A 16,189-nucleotide genomic window follows, 5' to 3' on the forward strand; every position below is an offset into this window, starting at 1 on the left:
AATCCATTCCGTGACCTTAGTCAAAAGTGCAGCGGAGCAGAATTCTGCACCGCGGCGGCGCTCGGACGTTACGGAATGGATCCTCGGGTCTGCGCGTCGCTTCGCTCCTTGCTCCGCCCGTGGATGACGAGGCAGGGCCGTTTCGGCGAGTCTCCAAGGCATGCCGCTTGCAACGCAAAGGCAGCCGGCCGGTCAAAATCCCTGTGCTGGGGAACTGGCAGATATCGTTATTGTGACCGCAAAGCCGTTTGCTCCCTGCGGCAATTCCAGCTAAGAGGCCGCCATTCACGCTAGCTGGGATCGATACCGATGACGGACATCGCCGCCACCGCCGAAATGCAGGCCGCGCTGCTCTCGCGCGCGCTGCCTTATATGCAGCGCTACGAGAACAAGACGGTGGTGGTGAAATATGGCGGGCATGCCATGGGCGATACCGAGCTCGGCAAGGCGTTCGCCCGCGACATCGCGCTGTTGAAACAATCCGGCGTCAACCCGATCGTCGTGCATGGCGGCGGGCCGCAGATCGGCGCGATGCTCACCAAGATGGGCATCGAATCCAAGTTCGAGGGCGGCCTGCGCGTCACCGACCAGAAGACGGTCGAGATCGTCGAGATGGTGCTGGCCGGCTCGATCAACAAGGAGATCGTGGCGCTGATCAACGCCGAGGGCGAGTGGGCGATCGGGCTCTGCGGCAAGGACGGCAACATGGTGTTCGCCGAAAAGGCGCGCAAGACCATGGTCGATCCGGATTCCAACATCGAGCGGGTGCTCGATCTCGGCTTCGTCGGCGAGCCGGTCGAGGTCGACCGCACGCTGCTCGACCTTCTGGCGCGCTCGGAAATGATCCCGGTGCTGGCACCGGTGGCGCCGGGCCGCGACGGCCACACCTACAACATCAATGCCGACACCTTTGCCGGCGCCATCGCCGGCGCCTGCCGCGCCTCGCGCCTGCTCTTCCTCACCGACGTGCCGGGCGTCCTCGACAAGAACAAGAAGCTGATCGACGAGCTGACGGTCGCCGAGGCCAGGGCGCTGATCAAGGACGGCACGGTGTCGGGCGGCATGATCCCGAAGGTCGAGACCTGCATCGAGGCGATCGAGCGCGGCGTCGAAGGCGTCGTCATCCTCAACGGCAAGACGCCGCATTCGGTGCTGCTCGAGCTGTTCACCGAGCACGGCGCCGGCACGCTGATCGTTCCGTAAGGAAGGCAAGTTTCACCATTTCCATGCAATGGTGAACCGCCATGTCAGCCGGCTAACTTTGTTGCCGCAGGCGCGCGTCGATCTTCAATGACCGGCGCGACGGACTTGCGTGGCTGACGCCCGACGATCATCGATTCCTCCTCGGCGTCCTGCGGCGCGCCCCAGAATTCGGCTAATGTCGGCCCATCCGTGATGCGGCCGTCGCGGACCAGAAACCTCCAGACCTCGCGGAACCAGACGCGGCGGCCCATCTTCGTGTACCAGCGCATCGAATGGCGCTGCTCGGGATCGGGGTGGAACAGGATGCGCGCCAGCGCCTTGGGCCGCGACTGCACCGCGACCTCGATCAGCTTGACGGCGAAGAACAGCATCCAGGGTTTCAGCCTGGTCATGTGCAGAACCTGGTGCTTGTAATCCCACAGGCGCACGTCCTGCTGGATCACCTTGCGGTCCTTGGCGATGCGGAAGAACGGCGTCCAGCGATGCGGCGTGACATAGAGCGCCTGGATCTGGTCGGGGTCGTAGGCGATGAGCTGGCGGAAGCCGCGCCAGAGATCGCGCAAGGTCTCGTCCTCGAAGCCGGCGACCCAGGTCGCCATCGACAGGATGCCGTGCCGCCTGAGCAGCCGGATCGCCTCGCGGTCGGACTTCGTGCTGCCGCCCTTGCGGATCAGCGACAGCGTCTGCTCGTCGGTGTTCTCCATGCCGAGCAGCCAGCGGATGACGCCGGCCCTGCGATAAAGATGCAGGATATCGGCATCGCGCACGATATCGTCGGCGCGGGTCGAGCCGACGATCAGCACCGGCACGTTCTCGGCGATCATGGCGTCGAGAAAGGCGCGCCAGGCCTTTTTCGAGGAAGTCGGGTTCTCGTCGGCCAGATTGATCAGCTCGACGCCGTGCTCGCGATGCAGCCAGGCGATCTCCCTGGCGAATTTGACCGGGTCGCGGTGGCGCCAGCGGGTCCAGAAACCGCGCTGGCCGCAATAGTTGCACAGATGCGGGCAGCCGCGCGAGAACTGCATGACCACGGCCCGCTTGCCGCCCCAATAGGAGTAGCGGCGGTGATCGATCAGCTCCCAGCCGACGCGCCAGGCATCGAGGTCGGCTATGGTCATCGCCGCCTGCGTCGCGACAGGACGGCCGAAATCGTCGCGATAGGCGATGCCGGCGACGCTCGCCACCGGCTGGCGCATCTCGATTGCCTCGACCAGCGCCGTCGCGGTCGCCTCGCCTTCGCCGCGCACGATGAAGTCGAAGACGTCGGTCGCGGCGAGAATGTCGCGCCAATGATAGGTCGGGAAGACGCCGCCATAGATGACGACGACACCCGGCGCGCGGGCCTTGATCATCTCGGCGATCTTCAAGGCCGTCGGATGTGCCGAGGTCGAGCCGGAATGGCCGATCAGCACGAAATCCGGATCGTCGCGCAGCGCCTCGTCCACCACCGCCGCAAGTGGCATCGGACCGAACTCGGCGTCGACCAGGCGTACCTGATGGCCGGAATCGATCAGCGGCCCGCCGATGGCCAAAAGACCGAGCGGCGGCAGGTGGTCGTCGGGCACACGGCTGCCGATGGCGGTGTGCGGCGGATTGATAAGCACGATGTTCAAGGCGGACCTCCATATTGGTCCGCTTGTGCTAATGACAGATGCCGAAGCCGCCTTGGCGCGGTTCAGCAGTTTCCACGCAGCTTTTCGCCAGATTTGACCGGATCAGCGCCGCAGATGGCTGAGCGGCACGTGGCCGGGTCCCTTGATGTTCTGCAGCACCAGTTGCGTATGGACGTCGCGCACGCCGGGCAGACGCATCAGCCGGTGCATGACGAAGGCGTTCAAGTCGTCCACCGACGGCACCAAGACATGCAGCAGAAAATCGTAGTCGCCTGTCATCGTCCAGCAGGACGAGACCTCGTCCATGCGCTGCACGGCGGCGATGAAGCTTTCGGGCGAGCCATCGCTGTGGCTGACCAGCCGCACCTGGATGAACACCTCGACGGTCAGGCCCACGGCGCGGCGGCTGAGCACGGCGGCAAAGCCCTTGATGATACCGGCTTCCTGCAGGGCCTCGAAGCGGCGCGCGCAAGGCGTGGTCGACAGGCCGATCTCTTGCGCCAGCTCCGAGACGGGCTTGCGGCCATCGCGCTGCAGGATGTCGAGCATCTTGATTTCGAAATCGTCAAACTGAGGCATTTTTTCTCAGACTCGCGTTGATGTGAGCGTCTTTACCTCCAAATCAGCTGGCGTGCCATAAACAAAGCTGATTTGCCTCAGCGGTCGCTTCTAAACTCCCCTTCACGATCCGCCGATCACGATCTTGAGGAGGATATGATGACGATCAGCGTTGCCGATTATGCCGCCGAATGCGCGGCGCAGGGCCTGCGGGGCGACTATTCGGTCTGCCGCAGCGATTTCACCGTGGCGCAGGGCTACGGCTACTCCGCCGAGGAGCAGGCGGTGTGGCGCACGCTCTGCGACCGCCAGACGAAGCTGACGCGGAAGCTCGCGCACCGCTCGTATCTGGACGGCGTCGCGGCGCTCGGCCTGCTCGACAGGATTCCGGATTTCGATGCCGTCAGCGAAAAGCTCGCCAGGCTGACGGGCTGGGAGATCGTTGCGGTGCCCGGCCTCATTCCGGCCGGCCCCTTCTTTGATCATCTCGCCAACCGGCGTTTCCCGGTGACCAATTGGCTGCGGACGAAGAAGGAGCTCGACTACATCGTCGAGCCGGACATGTTCCACGATTTCTTTGGCCATGTGCCGATCCTGACCCAGCCGGTGTTCGCCGATTTCATGCAGATGTATGGCCGGAAGGCGGAAGATCTGATTGCGCTCGGCGGCGACGAGATGATCACAAGGCTCTACTGGTACAGCGCCGAATACGGCCTCATCCAGGAAGCCGGCCAGCCGTTGAAAGCTTTCGGCGCCGGGCTGATGTCGTCCTTCACCGAGCTGCAATTCGCGGTCGAGAGCAAGGACGCCCACCATGTGCCGTTCGACCTTGAGACGGTGATGCGCACCGGCTATGAGATCGACAAGTTCCAGCGCGCCTATTTCGTGCTGCCGTCCTTTGATGCGCTGCGCGATGCTTTCGCCCATGGCGACCTCGCCGGCATCGTGGCGCGGTTCAAGGGCCAGCCGGCGCTCGACCCGTCAACAATCTGAGGTCGGTTTTCGCCCAACCGACATTCAGCGCGGTTCAGCTGCCGACAGGCGGCTGGGCCGCTTTGTGCCTTTTTGCAATTAGTTCCCCAGCACAGGGATTTTGACCGGTTGGCTATGTTTGCGTTGGCAGATGCCATGCCTTGGCGGTAGCCGAAACGCCCACCCAGTCGTCATCCACGGGCGGAGCAAGGAGCGAAGCGACGCGCGCAGACCCGAGGATCCATTCGGTGTCGCATGAGCGCTGCCGCGGTGCAGAATTCTGCTCAGCTGCACTCTTTGGTCAGAGCCACGGAATGTATTCCAGGGTCTCCGCGACGCCGCTTCGCGGCTGCTCCGCCCTGGAATGACGAGGTTGGAAGGCTTCCGCCAATCGCCAACGTCACCGAAAGAAACGGTGAAAATCGTGCCCGTCGATAAACGGCAATTTTTCAAAATCCTGCGCTGATCCTCTGGCTATGCCTTGTCAGGCTCGGCCTTGATCCTGGCCAACTGCTCGCTCTGCAGGGCGTGTGCCGCATTGATGAATGCGCAGCACGGTCGAGATCAGACGGCGATCACCTTGCCCAGATGCTCGCCGAGGCGGCAGGCGAGCGCGGTGATGGTCGTCGTCGGATTGCACTGGCCCGACGTGCAGAACACCGACGAGCCGCCGACATAGAGATTGTCCATGCCGTGCACCTTGCAATTGGCGTCGACGACGCTCTTCAAGACGTCGGTGCCCATGCGGGTGCCGCCCATATGGTGGTTGCCGGCCGTTTCCTCATTGGTCGGGTAATCGCCGCCATTGCCGATCCAGTCGTCGATGCGGACGCGGCCGAGATTCTTCTGCGCCGTGGTCGTGCCGAAAAGCCTGAGGCCTTCGAGCAGCGTGCGGCGCTCGAGCGGCGATTTCTTCCAGTGCAATTCGATGCGCGGCACGCCGGCGTTGTCGACATCGGACTTCGACAGCGCGATCTGGTTGGAGGCAAGCGGCGCCTGTTCCCAGGCGACGTAAAGCTGGGCGGCGCAGTGCAGCCTCTGGTCCAGCTGGGAAGATATCCATTCCGCCATATTAGGCGCCGTGCAGGCGAGATCGGCGATCAATTTCTTGACATTGGGATAGGGGCTCTCGATCAGGCGGATACCGAAATTCATGATCTGCAGCCGCTCCATCGCGGCAAGCGTCGGCGAGAAGAAGGCTTCTTTCGAGGCGTCGACCTCGAACTCCGAGTAATTGGCGAGGATGGCATTGCCGCCCTGGAAGGTCGGATGCTCCATCCAGTAACGGCCGAGCGCCGCCGCGTTCGGCACCACGCCGCCATTCGAGCGCTCATTCGACCACAACAGCAGCCGCGAGTTCTCCAGCCCGCCGGTGCAGGTGACGAAATAGTCCGCCGCGAAGGTGCCGGCATCCTGGCCGTTCGACCAGAGCTTCGCGCCGGTGACGCGCTTGCCGTCGCCGGTGAGCTCGGTCGCGTAGGTATTGAGCACGACGGCGATGTTCCTGCTCCTGTCGAGCTCGTCGGCGAACTTCTCGCCGAAGCGAACCGCCGGGCTCTTGATCAATTGAACCCAGCGGATGTCGTCCGAAACCGGGACGTCGGGACGGAAATCGGGCAGCTCGAGGATATCGTGAACTTCGCCAAGATAGGGCTCGATGTCGGCGCGGCCGATCGGCCAGCCGGTGTCCGGCGCCCAGGCCTTGGGCTCGAAGTCCTGTTTGTCGAGCACGCGGCACCAGCCGGCCCAGTGATTGGACGAGCCGCCCATGAAGCGCAGCCTGGTGATGTCGAGGTCGAAATAGAAATCGCCAACCGTCTTGCCGCGGTAGAAATCCTGCGACTCATCGCTGAACTCGCGCGAACCCGCCTCCAGCACGACCACCGGGATGCCGGCTGCGCCGAGCTTCCTGGCGATCGTCGTGCCGGCCGGGCCGGAGCCGAGGATGCAGGCCTTGGGTCTGAAGCCGGCCTGCTTGTAGGCCTCGTAGCTGTCGAAGATCATGCGAGGTCGCTTCGCCGCAGGATCCAGCCATTGATCTCGACGATCTCATCGGCATCGACCACGGGTTGCTGGCTGCGGAACAGCGACAGGGCAGGCAGCGCGATCAGCGCGTGCACGATCGCGCGGCGCGACATTTTTCTCATGAACCTGCTCTCGACTGGGGCCTCGATCCACGCATGCCGTTCCTCAACGGCACATATGCCGCCTGGGAGGCCAATTCCGTGCCAGACCCAGGTGAAAACGGCGTTACACCAGGAAGTTTAGCGCGGTTGAATATGGACATGGTTAGGGCATTCCTAACGCCTGCGGCGAGGCTTCATGCCGCCTCGGGCAATTCGCGGTCGAGGATCGAAAGATTGCGGCCGCGGCTCTTGGCTTCGTAAAGCCTGCGGTCGGCGGCGCGCATCAAATCGGATACGGTCGCGCTCTCGCCGCAGCAGATGCCGCCGATCGAAACCGTGAGCGGCACGGTCCGCTCGTCGACCGGGCGGAAACGGATCAGCTCGACCTCGCGGCGGATGCGTTCGGCGATATGCTTGGCTTCCGGTTCGCTGGCGCCAACCAGGAAAGCCGCGAATTCCTCGCCGCCTATGCGGCCGAGCAGGTCGCCGCTGCGAATGCCGCGTTCGATGGCGCCGGCGATCAAAAGCAGCGCTTCGTCTCCGGTCAGATGACCGTAACTGTCATTGATCCTCTTGAAGTGATCGGCGTCGATGATGAGCAGCGCGCCGCGATCGCTCTTGCGCCGCGAACCGTCGAGCGCGGCGAAAAAGGTCTCGCGGTTGAGCATGCCGGTCATGTCGTCCCGGCTTGCCTTTTCCGACAGGCGCCTGTGCGCCGCCGCGAGCTGCGCGTGGGCCCGGGCAAGCTCGCGATGAGCATTCTGCAACCGATCGCTCTGCCAGAAGCTGCTGGCGCTGGCAGCCCAGGCGAGGACGAGCGGGCAAACCGTCGACGCCAGCCAGACCGTGCGGCTCATCGGAAAGCCCATCGCCGGCATCACAATCAGCGTCAACAACAGCGAGGCAGCGACCGAAGCGAACGCCACGGCAGCGGCCCTCAAAATTATGCGACTCATCACTTGCTCCCAAGGGTCAGCTTGTGTGCCAGCAAGCGTTAAAGGCGACCTTTCCAGGACTTTTAAAATTTGAAGCGAGGCGCCATTTTCACATTTCGTGACGCGCATAAGTTGTGGATAAATCCAGCGTCGGCATGCCATAAGAAACCCATGACAACGACACCCGATCCCGCCCGCTTCGCCCATGTCACGGACTGGGTATTCGACCTCGACAACACGCTCTATCCGCATCACTCGAACCTGTTCGCGCAGATCGACGTGAAGATGACCGCCTATGTAGGCGAGCTGCTGACGCTTTCGCGCGACGACGCGCGCAAGCTGCAGAAGGAGCTCTACCTGGAATACGGCACGACGCTGAACGGGCTGATGAAGCGGCACGGCATCGATCCCGACGATTTCCTCGAGAAGGTGCACGACATCGACTATTCGCGGCTGGTGCCGGATCCGGTGCTGGGCGCGGCGATCCGCCAGCTTCCCGGGCGCAAGTTCATCTTCACCAATGGCGACCGCAGGCACGCCGAACGCACCGCGCGCCAGCTCGGCATACTGGAACATTTCGACGCCATCTTCGACATCGTCGCGGCGGGGCTGAACCCCAAGCCGGAGCGCCAGACCTATGAGCGTTTTGCCGAATTGCACTCGGTGACCGGGCACAATGCGGTGATGTTCGAGGATCTGGCGCGCAATCTGGCCGTGCCGAAAACGCTCGGCATGACGACCGTGCTGGTGGTGCCGCGCAATTTCGAGCCGACCTTCTCGGAGATCTGGGAACGCGACCCCGCAAACGAGGACGACGTCGATTTCGTCACCGACGACCTCGCCGGTTTCCTGACCGCGATCGTCGACGTCGTGGCCTAACGATGTTTGCATAGGCATGCCTTGGCGATTGGCCGAAACGCCCATCGCGATCGTCATCCACGGGCGGAGCAAGGAGCGAAGCGACGCGCGCAGACCCGAGGATCCATTCCGTGACGTATGAGCGCTGCCGCGGTGCAGAATTCTGCTCCGCTGCACTCTTTGATCAGGGTCACGGAATGGATTCCAGGGTCTCCGCGACGCCGCTTTGCGGCTGCTCCGCCCTGGAATGACGAGGTTCGGGCGACTTCAGCCAATCGCCGGCGTTTGCGCTGATTTCGGAAATGGGCGGTGAATATCTGGCCTAGGCCTGCGACCTTGTATCGAAGACCTAGGGCCGTTTCACGGAACGGCGAAACGCAATTCCGGGCGGAAGACCGCTGCGCACTTTCCTGGAATTGCTCTAATCGAAATCCGGAATCGTGCCGGGCGGCAGTCCCAGTCGGCCGTTCAGCTCCTTCAAAAACCGGCACAGGTCCGGATTGCCTGCTGCTCTCGTACTATTGCCATTGCCGTCCGACGCATAGCCATTGCCATGGCCATTGCCGCAATTGGCGTTGCCGTTGAAGCTGCCGCCATTGAAGTTGCCGCTGAAACTTCCGGCATTGCCGTTGCCGTTGAAATTGCCGCTGTTGCCATTGCCGTTGAAGTTGCCGGAGTTTCCGTTGCCGTTGAAATTTCCGGTATTGCCAAGACCGTTGGCGACACCGGCCCCGATTGGAAGGTCGGCAATCCTGACAAGGGTCGAGGCGTCGGCGGCCAGGAACGCGGCAAGCAGCGTGCCCAGCGCGAGGCCGTTGCCGTCAAGCAGCCTCGCCGCCACCCGGCGCCTGCGAGGCCGGGTGGATGAGCTCAAGCCGGTCATCAGCGGTTTCCCCGGCCGTTGGAGTTGCCGTTGAAGGCGCCGACATTGCCGTTTCCGTTGAAGCTGCCGCCGTTGAAGTTGCCATTGCCGGCACCGATGTTGCTGTTGCCGTTGTATTGGCCGGTGTTGGAGTTGCCGTTGAAAGCGCCAATGTTGCCGTTGCCGCTTGTCGGCGAGGTGTTGTTGTTGCCGTTGAAAGCGCCGACATTGCCGGTGCCGCTGTTGAAGGCGCCGACATTGCCCGTACCGCTGTTCTTGTAGCCGACATTGCCGCCGAAATTGCCGAGCGGGTTCATGCCCTTGACGTTCGCGCCGATGGATTGGCCGTATTTGCCGACCGCTCCCTGGACGGCCGACATGCCGAAGGCCTGGCTGCCGGTCGTGGTGTCAGCCTTCGCCGCGGTTGCGCTCAACAACCCCAGGCATAGCGCCGGTATGACGTAGCGTTTCATCTGCGAGCTCCTTCCATGGCTTAGCTTTTGAAATTGGGATCTGTTTCAAAAAGGATTGGGCGAAAAGGACTGGGACCGCCGGCGACATGTCGCGGTAGCCTTGCGCGGGGGACGGGCGCTTGGCTCGACGGTCCCAGAGCCATCGGCGTCTTTCCAAGCTGAAGCTTGGCGACGCCGGCGGTTGGGGGACTAGTGGTTCCCGTTGCCGTTTCCGTTGCCGTTGCCGACACCGGCGTTGCCGTTGCCGTTGGCGCTTCCGTTTCCGATGCCCCAGTTCCCGTTGCCGTTCAGGTTGCCGTTGCCGAGGCCGAAATTGCCGTTGCCGTTGCCGTTGCCGTTGGCGGCGCCGGCATTGAGATTGCCGTTATAGTTGCCGTTGAAGGCGCCCATATTGGCGTTGCCGTTCCCGTTGCCGTTGCCGAAGCCGAAATTGCCATTGCCGTTGAAGTTGCCGTTGAAGGCGCCGGTGTTGGCGTTGCCGTTGCCATTGCCGTTGCCGACGCCGACATTGCCGTTGCCGTTGCCGTTGCCGCTACCGACCGAAAATGCGGATGCCGAACCGGTCAGAGCCGACAGCACGGCCGCGGCCAGGATGATCTTTCTCATGACGTTCTCCTTGGTTGGTGTTGAGCTTCCCGGCCAGTTCAAGGTGACCGGGAGGACGCTCTAAGGATGCACGCGGAAATAGCGCCCATGAATTCGGGCTGATCGGCAGGTGCGGCCGGTTTTTCTGCTGACCCCCGTGTCAGGAAAAGTTGAAGCAATCGGGAAAAAACTGACAGGCATAAAGGCGTATGCCGGGTGTATATTGCGCGGAGTATCAACCTTGTGCCTCTTCTCGCGGGCGCGGCGTTGACGGTGGAGGGTGGCATCGACACCGGCAAAGGTGAAAGCTCGGGAAAGCGCCGTGGTCTGGCGCGGCATCTGGTTGCCGTGCAGGAAGAGCAGCGCCTGCGCCTGTCGCGCGAGCTGCATGACGATCTTGGCCAGCTGCTCGCCAGCGTCGCGCTCGAATTGCACATCGTTCGCGCCGGCTCGCCGGAGATGGACGTCCGCCTCGAGCGCGCCGCGATGCTTATCGACCAGCTGAGCGCCAGGGTGCATGACGCCGCCTGGAGCCTGCGACCCGCGGACCTCGATCACCAAGGCCTCAGAGCTTCGGTCGAGGACCTGGCCACCATGCTTTGCGGTCAACTTGGCATTGCATGCGAGATGGATCTTGAAGCCCTGTCGAGCCCGCCGCCTGCCGAGATCGCGCTCACTTTGTACCGCATTGCGCAGGAAGCGCTCACCAATATCGGCAAGCATGCCGCGCCGAGCCGCGTAAGCGTCACGGCGCACATCCAGGACGATCGGATACGCCTGACGATCGAGGATGACGGCCGCGGCTTCGACGCCAGCGCCGAACCCGGTCCGGGCCATTTGGGCCTTGCCGGAATGAGGGAGCGGCTGGCGCTGGTCGGTGGCAAATTGTCGGTTGAAACCGCCAGGGGCAAGGGGACCACCATTTACGCCGATGTGCCTCTGGCCGGCTGATCGACGGTCCGGCCGACAAGACGCGAACAAGTCTGAAACGGCATCTTGGCGTCAGGTGGGGTTACGTGAAGCGCTGCACATCCCGGACATTAGCGGTGGCTTACAGTCCGGCTTCATTGGGTTAGGCGGGGGATGGCTTACCCGTTGCGGCCGTTCAGGCCGCCAGAACAGACGGGCGTCCCGCGCCAGGCGGGCCAGTTGCCTAGACCATCAAGGACAAGAGGACCCTTTCCGCGTGACAGGGCCTCTGGCAGACTGATGGAGGTTAAGGTGTGCTGCAGGCGCATATTCGTGGTCGATGACCATCCGATCATCCTCTCGGGAGTCGGCGCGATGATCGATAGCCAGGACGATCTGACGATCGTCGGACTGGCCGGAAACGCCGAGGATGCACTTGAAGGGATCGGCAAGACGTTACCCGATGTCGCCGTGGTCGACATATCGCTTCCCGGCGTCAACGGGGTCACGCTGATCGAACGGCTTGGCGAACGCTTTCCCGAGGTCAGCTGCATAGCGCTGACGGCGCATGAGGACCCAGGCTGCCTGCGCCAGGTGCTTGCGGCCGGCGGCCGCGGCTTCGTGGTCAAGCGGTCGACGGCGACGGACCTGCTGCAGGCCATCCGCTGCGTATTGGCCGGCGACAACTATGTCGATCCGGCGCTCGCCGCGCGTATATTGAGCCCGCGCGGCGCCACCCAGGGCGATCCCGGCAATCTCAGCGAACGGGAACGGTCGGTCATCCAGCTGGTGGCGCTCGGCTACAGCAACAAGGAAATCTCGTCCAAGCTCAACCTCAGCATAAAGACGATCGAGACCTACCGCACCAGGGCAACCGAGAAGCTCGCGCTGCACTCACGGGCGGCCATCGTGCGTTTCGCGCACTCGAATGGCTGGCTGGTCGAGCTGCCGGCGTAGGCAGACCGGGCAGGTTTGTCTTCCCGCCCTTAAAGCTTGTAGAAGCGGCGGATGATCTCCCAGGCCTCTTCGGCCGTGTCGACGAAATCGATGATGTCCTGGTCGCCGGGCGAGATCGTGCCCTGCTCGGCGAGGAAATCGAGATCGATCGCCCTTTGCCAGAACGCCTTGCCGAACAGGATGACTGGGACGCGCTCCATGCGTCCCGTCTGGATGAGCGTCAGCGTCTCGAAGAACTCGTCCATCGTGCCGAAGCCGCCCGGAAACACCGCGACCGCCTTGGCGCGCATGACGAAATGCATCTTGCGGACGGCGAAGTAGTGGAAGTTGAAGCACAGCTCCGGCGTGACATAGGCGTTGGGCGCCTGCTCGTGCGGCAGCACGATGTTCAAGCCGATCGACGGCGCGCCGACATCGTCGGCGCCGCGGTTGCCGGCCTCCATGACACCGGGCCCGCCGCCGGTGACGACGACGTATTCACGATAATAGGAGGTGGCCGACTGCTGCGAGCACAGACGCGCGAATCTGCGCGCTTCTTCGTAATATTTGCTGTTCGCCTCGAGGTTCTTCTTCTGCGTCTCGTTCTTGGCCGCCCAGGCTTCGCCGCCGGGTTCCGGCAGGCGGGCGCCGCCGAACAGGATGACGGTCGAATGAATGCCGCGTTCGGCCAGGATCATTTCCGGCTTCAGGAGCTCGAGCTGCAGCCGCACGGCGCGCAATTCGCGACGCGTCATGAACTCGGGATCGTTCCAGGCCAGCCGGTAGGTCTCGGCACGCGTCTGCGGGGTATCCGGCACGCCTTTCGAGCGCTCCAGATCCTCGTCCGAATGCGGCAGCGGTGTCCACCCTGCCTTTTCCATGGGAGTCATCGAATCCACCCGTCCAATTCCTTCACTTGCGCCGTCCGGTGCCGCAGGCGCGATTGACCCCCATTGAGCCTTAACATAGGGTCCGCGCGACTTTTAAACAGGTTAAGGCGTGGCCCCTTAACAGCTTGGTAATGGAGCGAAATCATGTCGAAGCCCGATCTGGCGAGCCTCGAAAGAACCATCGAGAAGGCCTTCGAGGAGCGCGACGCGATTTCGACCGCGACGCGCGGCGAGACGCGCGACGCCATCCAGTCGGCGCTCGACCTGCTCGACCGCGGCGTCGCCCGCGTCGCCGAACGGCAGGACGACGGCAAGTGGCACGTCAACCAGTGGCTGAAGAAGGCGGTGCTGCTCTCCTTCCGGCTGAACCCGATGGAGATCATCAAGGGCGGTCCCGGCCAGGCTGTGTGGTGGGACAAGGTGCCGTCCAAGTTCGACGGCTGGAGCGCCGTCGATTTCGAGAAGGCAGGCTTCCGCGCCGTGCCGTCCTCGATCGTGCGCCGGTCGGCCTATGTCGCGCCGGGCGCCGTGCTGATGCCGTCCTTCGTCAATGTCGGGGCCTATGTCGATACCGGCACCATGGTCGATACCTGGGCTTCGGTCGGCTCCTGCGCCCAGATCGGCAAGAACGTGCATCTTTCCGGCGGCGTCGGCATCGGCGGCGTGCTGGAGCCGATGCAGGCCGGCCCGACCATCATCGAGGACAATTGCTTTATCGGCGCCCGCTCCGAAGTGGTCGAAGGCTGCATCGTGCGCGAAGGCTCGGTGCTCGGCATGGGCGTGTTCATCGGCCAGTCGACCAAGATCGTCGACCGCGCCACCGGCGAGGTTTTTTACGGCGAGGTGCCGCCGAACTCGGTGGTCGTCGCCGGATCGCTGCCCGGAAAGCCGCTGCCCAATGGCGAGCCGGGCCCGAGCCTCTACTGCGCCGTCATCGTCAAGCGCGTCGACGCCAAGACCCGGTCGAAGACCTCGATCAACGAATTGCTGCGCGATTGATCCTCCACGACGGAGCGGACGCCATTGGCTGAACGATCGCAATTCCTCTGGCTGTTCTTCAGCCTTTCGGGGCGGCTGAGCCCGGTCGCCTATGCGCTGGCCGGGATTTTGCTGGTCCTTGTCCAGTTTTTCCCGTTCTATCAGTTCGCGCGGGTGGAGCTGAACACGACCGCCAGCCAGAACTGGGCCATGATGTGCTGGGGCGTGCTGCTGATCTCGGCCTGGGCCACCTTCGCGGTGACGGCGAAGCGCTTTCATGATTTCGGCAAGCCGACCTATTTTGCACTGATCTCGCTCATCATCGGTCCCATCCTGCTCATCATCCTTTCCTGTTTCCGCAGCGATCCCGGACCGAACCGCTACGGCAGGCGCACCAACGCGCCGGGCGATAGCTGAGGTCGCATGCGCTATCGCACGCTCGACCCGGCGCGGATCATCGAGACCGCTCAAAGGCTGGAGGAGCGGGTCGCGGAGCGTTTCCCGGAAAGGGGCCTGCGCGCCGTTGCCGCCGAACTGGTGTCGCTGTCGCAAGACCTCGCCAAGGCCGCCAAGGAACTGGAAGCGCCGATCTGGTGGCTGCGCGGCGTTATCGTCGCGGCCTTCGTCGCCGGCGTGGCGATGTTCCTGTTCGTCGGCACCATCCTGCCGCTCGACCGCATTTCAGGCGCCGACGATGCCGTGCAGTCGATGCAAGGCATCGAGGCGACGATCAACACGGTCATCCTCGCGGCGCTCGGGCTGCTGGCACTGATCCGCACCGAGGAGCGGATCAAGCGCAAGAAGGTTTTCCGGCAGCTGCACGGGCTGCGCTCGCTGATCCATGTCATCGACATGCATCAACTGACCAAGGATCCGGCAACCTTGTCGGCCGATTTCAAGCCGACCTCGCACTCGCCCGCCCGCATCACCGATGCGGCCGACCTGGCGCGCTATCTCGACTATTGCTCCGAAATGCTGTCGATCGCCGGCAAGATCGCGGCGCTGTTCGCGCAATCGGTCAATGACGATGTCGTCGTCAATGCCGTCAACGATATCGAGAATCTTAGCTCCAACCTGTCGCGCAAGATCTGGCAGAAGATCACGCTGATCGACGACCGCCGCCGACCGCTTCCGGCCCGAGACCGGGCGGACCGCGCTTTTCCGCTTCCGCCTGACGCAACAGCGCGGTGACGCGTTCGTTGATCGGCGTCGGGATGCCTGTTTGCCTGGCCAGGCGAATAATCGCGCCTTGCAATTCGTCGATCTCGGTGGGGCGGCCGCGTTTCAGGTCGTCCCACATCGACGAGCGCGCTTGAGGGTCGATCGCAAGCATGCGACGCGCCAGAAGCCCGAACAGCCAGTCGGGCAGCCGCAGCACTTTCGGCAGCAGCGATGGCGGCAGGCCGGTGATGCGCGCAGGCGCTATGCCCGCCGCTCGCATAGCGGCGAGCGCTTCGTCGATCTGGCCGGCCAGGATGACGCGCCAGCTTCGGTCGGCCAATTGCTTCGCCAGCGGCAGGTCGGAAAGCGCGACGAGGGCATTGTTGAGGTTCATCAGCAATTTGCCCCACTGCACCGCCTTCATGTCGGCGCGCGCTTCGACGGCAAGCCCGTCGACGTCGAGCAGATCGACAAGGCCGTCGACGCCGTGGTCGATCATCACCTCGCCCTGGCTGGCGCGGTGCGCACGCAACGGCGCCTCGCCATCGGGCGACAGGACGACGTTGAACATCACCATGCCGGTCAGCACCCGCCGTCCAGGAAGCGCGGCGCGCAGTCTGTCCGCATTGTCGACGCCGTTCTGCAGGCTGACCACCACGGCATCAGGGGGTCCGTGGGCGGCGACCAGCCCGGCCATCTCCCCGGTCGCGCCGCTCTTCACCGTCACCAGGATGACATCCGCATCGGGGAGCGCTGCCGCCGGATCGTCGGTGGCCGAAATCGCTTGCGCTTCGATGCCGCGTTCACGGCCATCAAGATCGCTGACGCGCAGCCCGCTTTCGCGCATGGCCGCGACGACACGGCCGCGGCCGAGGAAGACGACCTTGCGTCCGGCGAGCGCCATGCAGCCGCCGACATAGCAGCCGATGCTGCCGGCGCCGGCTATCGCGATCGTCCTCGTGTCACGGGCCATGCACTCGTCCTCGCTTGGCCGCCACCTTACTATTAGGCATGTCGTTCTCCCAGAACTGCCGCACACTTGCGGGCGACATGCATTTACCGTCATGAAAACCATATTGTCGGCGGCATGAGCGGCGATCATCTGCCACCGTGACACGACAAACGCTTTC

Annotated in this window: 18 protein-coding genes; 8 read left to right on the forward strand and 10 right to left on the reverse strand. The window is 63.5% G+C overall.

From position 1 onward, the window contains the following. Nucleotides 1-309 precede the first annotated feature (309 nt). Nucleotides 310-1,203 carry an acetylglutamate kinase gene (gene argB / locus LB525_RS25735; protein WP_095769496.1) on the forward strand — a complete coding sequence of 298 codons (894 nt, stop codon included), beginning with the start codon at nucleotides 310-312 and terminating at the stop codon, nucleotides 1,201-1,203. A gap of 44 nt (nucleotides 1,204-1,247) precedes the next feature. Here the strand turns inward: argB and bchE are convergent, their stop codons facing one another. Both bchE and LB525_RS25745 read right to left on the reverse strand, forming a co-directional pair. Next, on the reverse strand, nucleotides 1,248-2,816 hold the full coding sequence (gene bchE / locus LB525_RS25740) for a magnesium-protoporphyrin IX monomethyl ester anaerobic oxidative cyclase (RefSeq protein ID WP_224548790.1): 1,569 nt from the start codon (nucleotides 2,814-2,816) through the stop codon (nucleotides 1,248-1,250). A gap of 102 nt (nucleotides 2,817-2,918) precedes the next feature. Beyond that, complete coding sequence (locus tag LB525_RS25745; protein WP_224548793.1) at nucleotides 2,919-3,395, reverse strand: Lrp/AsnC family transcriptional regulator; 477 nt, start codon at nucleotides 3,393-3,395, stop codon at nucleotides 2,919-2,921. A gap of 135 nt (nucleotides 3,396-3,530) precedes the next feature. On the opposite strand from LB525_RS25745, the gene phhA reads away from it, so the two are divergent. After that, on the forward strand, nucleotides 3,531-4,367 hold the full coding sequence (gene phhA / locus LB525_RS25750; protein WP_224548804.1) for a phenylalanine 4-monooxygenase: 837 nt from the start codon (nucleotides 3,531-3,533) through the stop codon (nucleotides 4,365-4,367). Between the two features lie 543 nt (nucleotides 4,368-4,910). Here the strand turns inward: phhA and LB525_RS25755 are convergent. From LB525_RS25755 to LB525_RS25765, 3 genes are all read right to left on the reverse strand, one after another. Further along, nucleotides 4,911-6,350, reverse strand: a complete 1,440-nt coding sequence (locus LB525_RS25755) for a GMC oxidoreductase (RefSeq protein WP_224548806.1) — start codon at nucleotides 6,348-6,350, stop codon at nucleotides 4,911-4,913. Continuing rightward, nucleotides 6,347-6,493 carry a hypothetical protein gene (locus tag LB525_RS25760; RefSeq protein WP_224548818.1) on the reverse strand — a complete coding sequence of 49 codons (147 nt, stop codon included), beginning with the start codon at nucleotides 6,491-6,493 and terminating at the stop codon, nucleotides 6,347-6,349. Before LB525_RS25760 ends, LB525_RS25755 begins: the two co-directional genes overlap by 4 nt. Before the next feature lie 173 nt (nucleotides 6,494-6,666). Next, nucleotides 6,667-7,428, reverse strand: coding sequence for a GGDEF domain-containing protein (locus LB525_RS25765; protein WP_224548820.1), 762 nt, complete (start codon nucleotides 7,426-7,428; stop codon nucleotides 6,667-6,669). Between the two features lie 150 nt (nucleotides 7,429-7,578). Between LB525_RS25765 and LB525_RS25770 the strand changes: the two genes are divergently transcribed. Continuing rightward, complete coding sequence (locus tag LB525_RS25770) at nucleotides 7,579-8,286, forward strand: pyrimidine 5'-nucleotidase (RefSeq protein ID WP_140725294.1); 708 nt, start codon at nucleotides 7,579-7,581, stop codon at nucleotides 8,284-8,286. A 400-nt stretch (nucleotides 8,287-8,686) separates the two neighbouring features. Here LB525_RS25770 and LB525_RS25775 read toward each other — a convergent pair whose 3' ends face one another. From LB525_RS25775 to LB525_RS25785, 3 genes are all read right to left on the reverse strand, one after another. Next, nucleotides 8,687-9,148, reverse strand: coding sequence for a hypothetical protein (locus LB525_RS25775; protein WP_224548823.1), 462 nt, complete (start codon nucleotides 9,146-9,148; stop codon nucleotides 8,687-8,689). After that, nucleotides 9,148-9,600 (reverse strand): hypothetical protein, encoded by a 453-nt coding sequence (locus LB525_RS25780; RefSeq protein WP_224548825.1) that lies wholly within the window; start codon nucleotides 9,598-9,600, stop codon nucleotides 9,148-9,150. The genes LB525_RS25775 and LB525_RS25780 overlap by 1 nt, the downstream gene beginning before the upstream one ends. Before the next feature lie 189 nt (nucleotides 9,601-9,789). Further along, entirely contained in the window at nucleotides 9,790-10,206 is a 417-nt protein-coding gene (locus LB525_RS25785) for a hypothetical protein (RefSeq protein ID WP_176477154.1), read from the reverse strand. Between the two features lie 222 nt (nucleotides 10,207-10,428). Between LB525_RS25785 and LB525_RS25790 the strand changes: the two genes are divergently transcribed. Further along, entirely contained in the window at nucleotides 10,429-11,136 is a 708-nt protein-coding gene (locus LB525_RS25790) for a sensor histidine kinase (protein ID WP_224548827.1), read from the forward strand. 258 nt (nucleotides 11,137-11,394) lie between these two features. Beyond that, entirely contained in the window at nucleotides 11,395-12,051 is a 657-nt protein-coding gene (locus tag LB525_RS25795) for a response regulator (protein WP_224548829.1), read from the forward strand. Between the two features lie 29 nt (nucleotides 12,052-12,080). Here the strand turns inward: LB525_RS25795 and LB525_RS25800 are convergent, their stop codons facing one another. Beyond that, complete coding sequence (locus LB525_RS25800; RefSeq protein WP_095769522.1) at nucleotides 12,081-12,920, reverse strand: LOG family protein; 840 nt, start codon at nucleotides 12,918-12,920, stop codon at nucleotides 12,081-12,083. Between the two features lie 144 nt (nucleotides 12,921-13,064). On the opposite strand from LB525_RS25800, the gene dapD reads away from it, so the two are divergent. From dapD to LB525_RS25815, 3 genes are read left to right on the forward strand one after another with little or no spacing between them, the layout of a single operon-like run. Further along, nucleotides 13,065-13,919 carry a 2,3,4,5-tetrahydropyridine-2,6-dicarboxylate N-succinyltransferase gene (gene dapD, locus LB525_RS25805; RefSeq protein WP_140845325.1) on the forward strand — a complete coding sequence of 285 codons (855 nt, stop codon included), beginning with the start codon at nucleotides 13,065-13,067 and terminating at the stop codon, nucleotides 13,917-13,919. 24 nt (nucleotides 13,920-13,943) lie between these two features. After that, nucleotides 13,944-14,315, forward strand: a complete 372-nt coding sequence (locus tag LB525_RS25810) for a DUF805 domain-containing protein (RefSeq protein ID WP_224548831.1) — start codon at nucleotides 13,944-13,946, stop codon at nucleotides 14,313-14,315. 6 nt (nucleotides 14,316-14,321) lie between these two features. Then, nucleotides 14,322-15,089, forward strand: coding sequence for a hypothetical protein (locus tag LB525_RS25815; RefSeq protein ID WP_224548833.1), 768 nt, complete (start codon nucleotides 14,322-14,324; stop codon nucleotides 15,087-15,089). On the opposite strand, the gene LB525_RS25820 is transcribed toward LB525_RS25815, so the two are convergent. Continuing rightward, a complete protein-coding gene (locus LB525_RS25820; RefSeq protein WP_224548835.1) occupies nucleotides 14,998-16,032 on the reverse strand; it encodes a 2-dehydropantoate 2-reductase in 1,035 nt (344 codons plus the stop codon). The two genes, LB525_RS25815 and LB525_RS25820, sit on opposite strands and share 92 nt — an antisense overlap. Nucleotides 16,033-16,189 lie beyond the last annotated feature (157 nt).

This window comes from Mesorhizobium sp. CA16, from assembly GCF_020165175.1.
GTDB lineage: Bacteria > Pseudomonadota > Alphaproteobacteria > Rhizobiales > Rhizobiaceae > Mesorhizobium.

Coding starts and splice junctions, on each gene's coding strand:
- LB525_RS25815 (WP_224548833.1), top strand. CDS start 14,322: ATGCGCTATCGCACGCTCGACCCGGCGCGGATCATCGAGACCGCTCAA.
- LB525_RS25795 (WP_224548829.1), top strand. CDS start 11,395: ATGGAGGTTAAGGTGTGCTGCAGGCGCATATTCGTGGTCGATGACCAT.
- phhA (WP_224548804.1), top strand. CDS start 3,531: ATGATGACGATCAGCGTTGCCGATTATGCCGCCGAATGCGCGGCGCAG.
- LB525_RS25800 (WP_095769522.1), bottom strand. CDS start 12,920: ATGACTCCCATGGAAAAGGCAGGGTGGACACCGCTGCCGCATTCGGAC.
- LB525_RS25780 (WP_224548825.1), bottom strand. CDS start 9,600: ATGAAACGCTACGTCATACCGGCGCTATGCCTGGGGTTGTTGAGCGCA.
- LB525_RS25775 (WP_224548823.1), bottom strand. CDS start 9,148: ATGACCGGCTTGAGCTCATCCACCCGGCCTCGCAGGCGCCGGGTGGCG.
- LB525_RS25820 (WP_224548835.1), bottom strand. CDS start 16,032: ATGGCCCGTGACACGAGGACGATCGCGATAGCCGGCGCCGGCAGCATC.
- LB525_RS25770 (WP_140725294.1), top strand. CDS start 7,579: ATGACAACGACACCCGATCCCGCCCGCTTCGCCCATGTCACGGACTGG.
- LB525_RS25755 (WP_224548806.1), bottom strand. CDS start 6,350: ATGATCTTCGACAGCTACGAGGCCTACAAGCAGGCCGGCTTCAGACCC.
- LB525_RS25765 (WP_224548820.1), bottom strand. CDS start 7,428: ATGAGTCGCATAATTTTGAGGGCCGCTGCCGTGGCGTTCGCTTCGGTC.
- LB525_RS25745 (WP_224548793.1), bottom strand. CDS start 3,395: ATGCCTCAGTTTGACGATTTCGAAATCAAGATGCTCGACATCCTGCAG.
- argB (WP_095769496.1), top strand. CDS start 310: ATGACGGACATCGCCGCCACCGCCGAAATGCAGGCCGCGCTGCTCTCG.
- LB525_RS25785 (WP_176477154.1), bottom strand. CDS start 10,206: ATGAGAAAGATCATCCTGGCCGCGGCCGTGCTGTCGGCTCTGACCGGT.
- dapD (WP_140845325.1), top strand. CDS start 13,065: ATGTCGAAGCCCGATCTGGCGAGCCTCGAAAGAACCATCGAGAAGGCC.
- LB525_RS25760 (WP_224548818.1), bottom strand. CDS start 6,493: ATGAGAAAAATGTCGCGCCGCGCGATCGTGCACGCGCTGATCGCGCTG.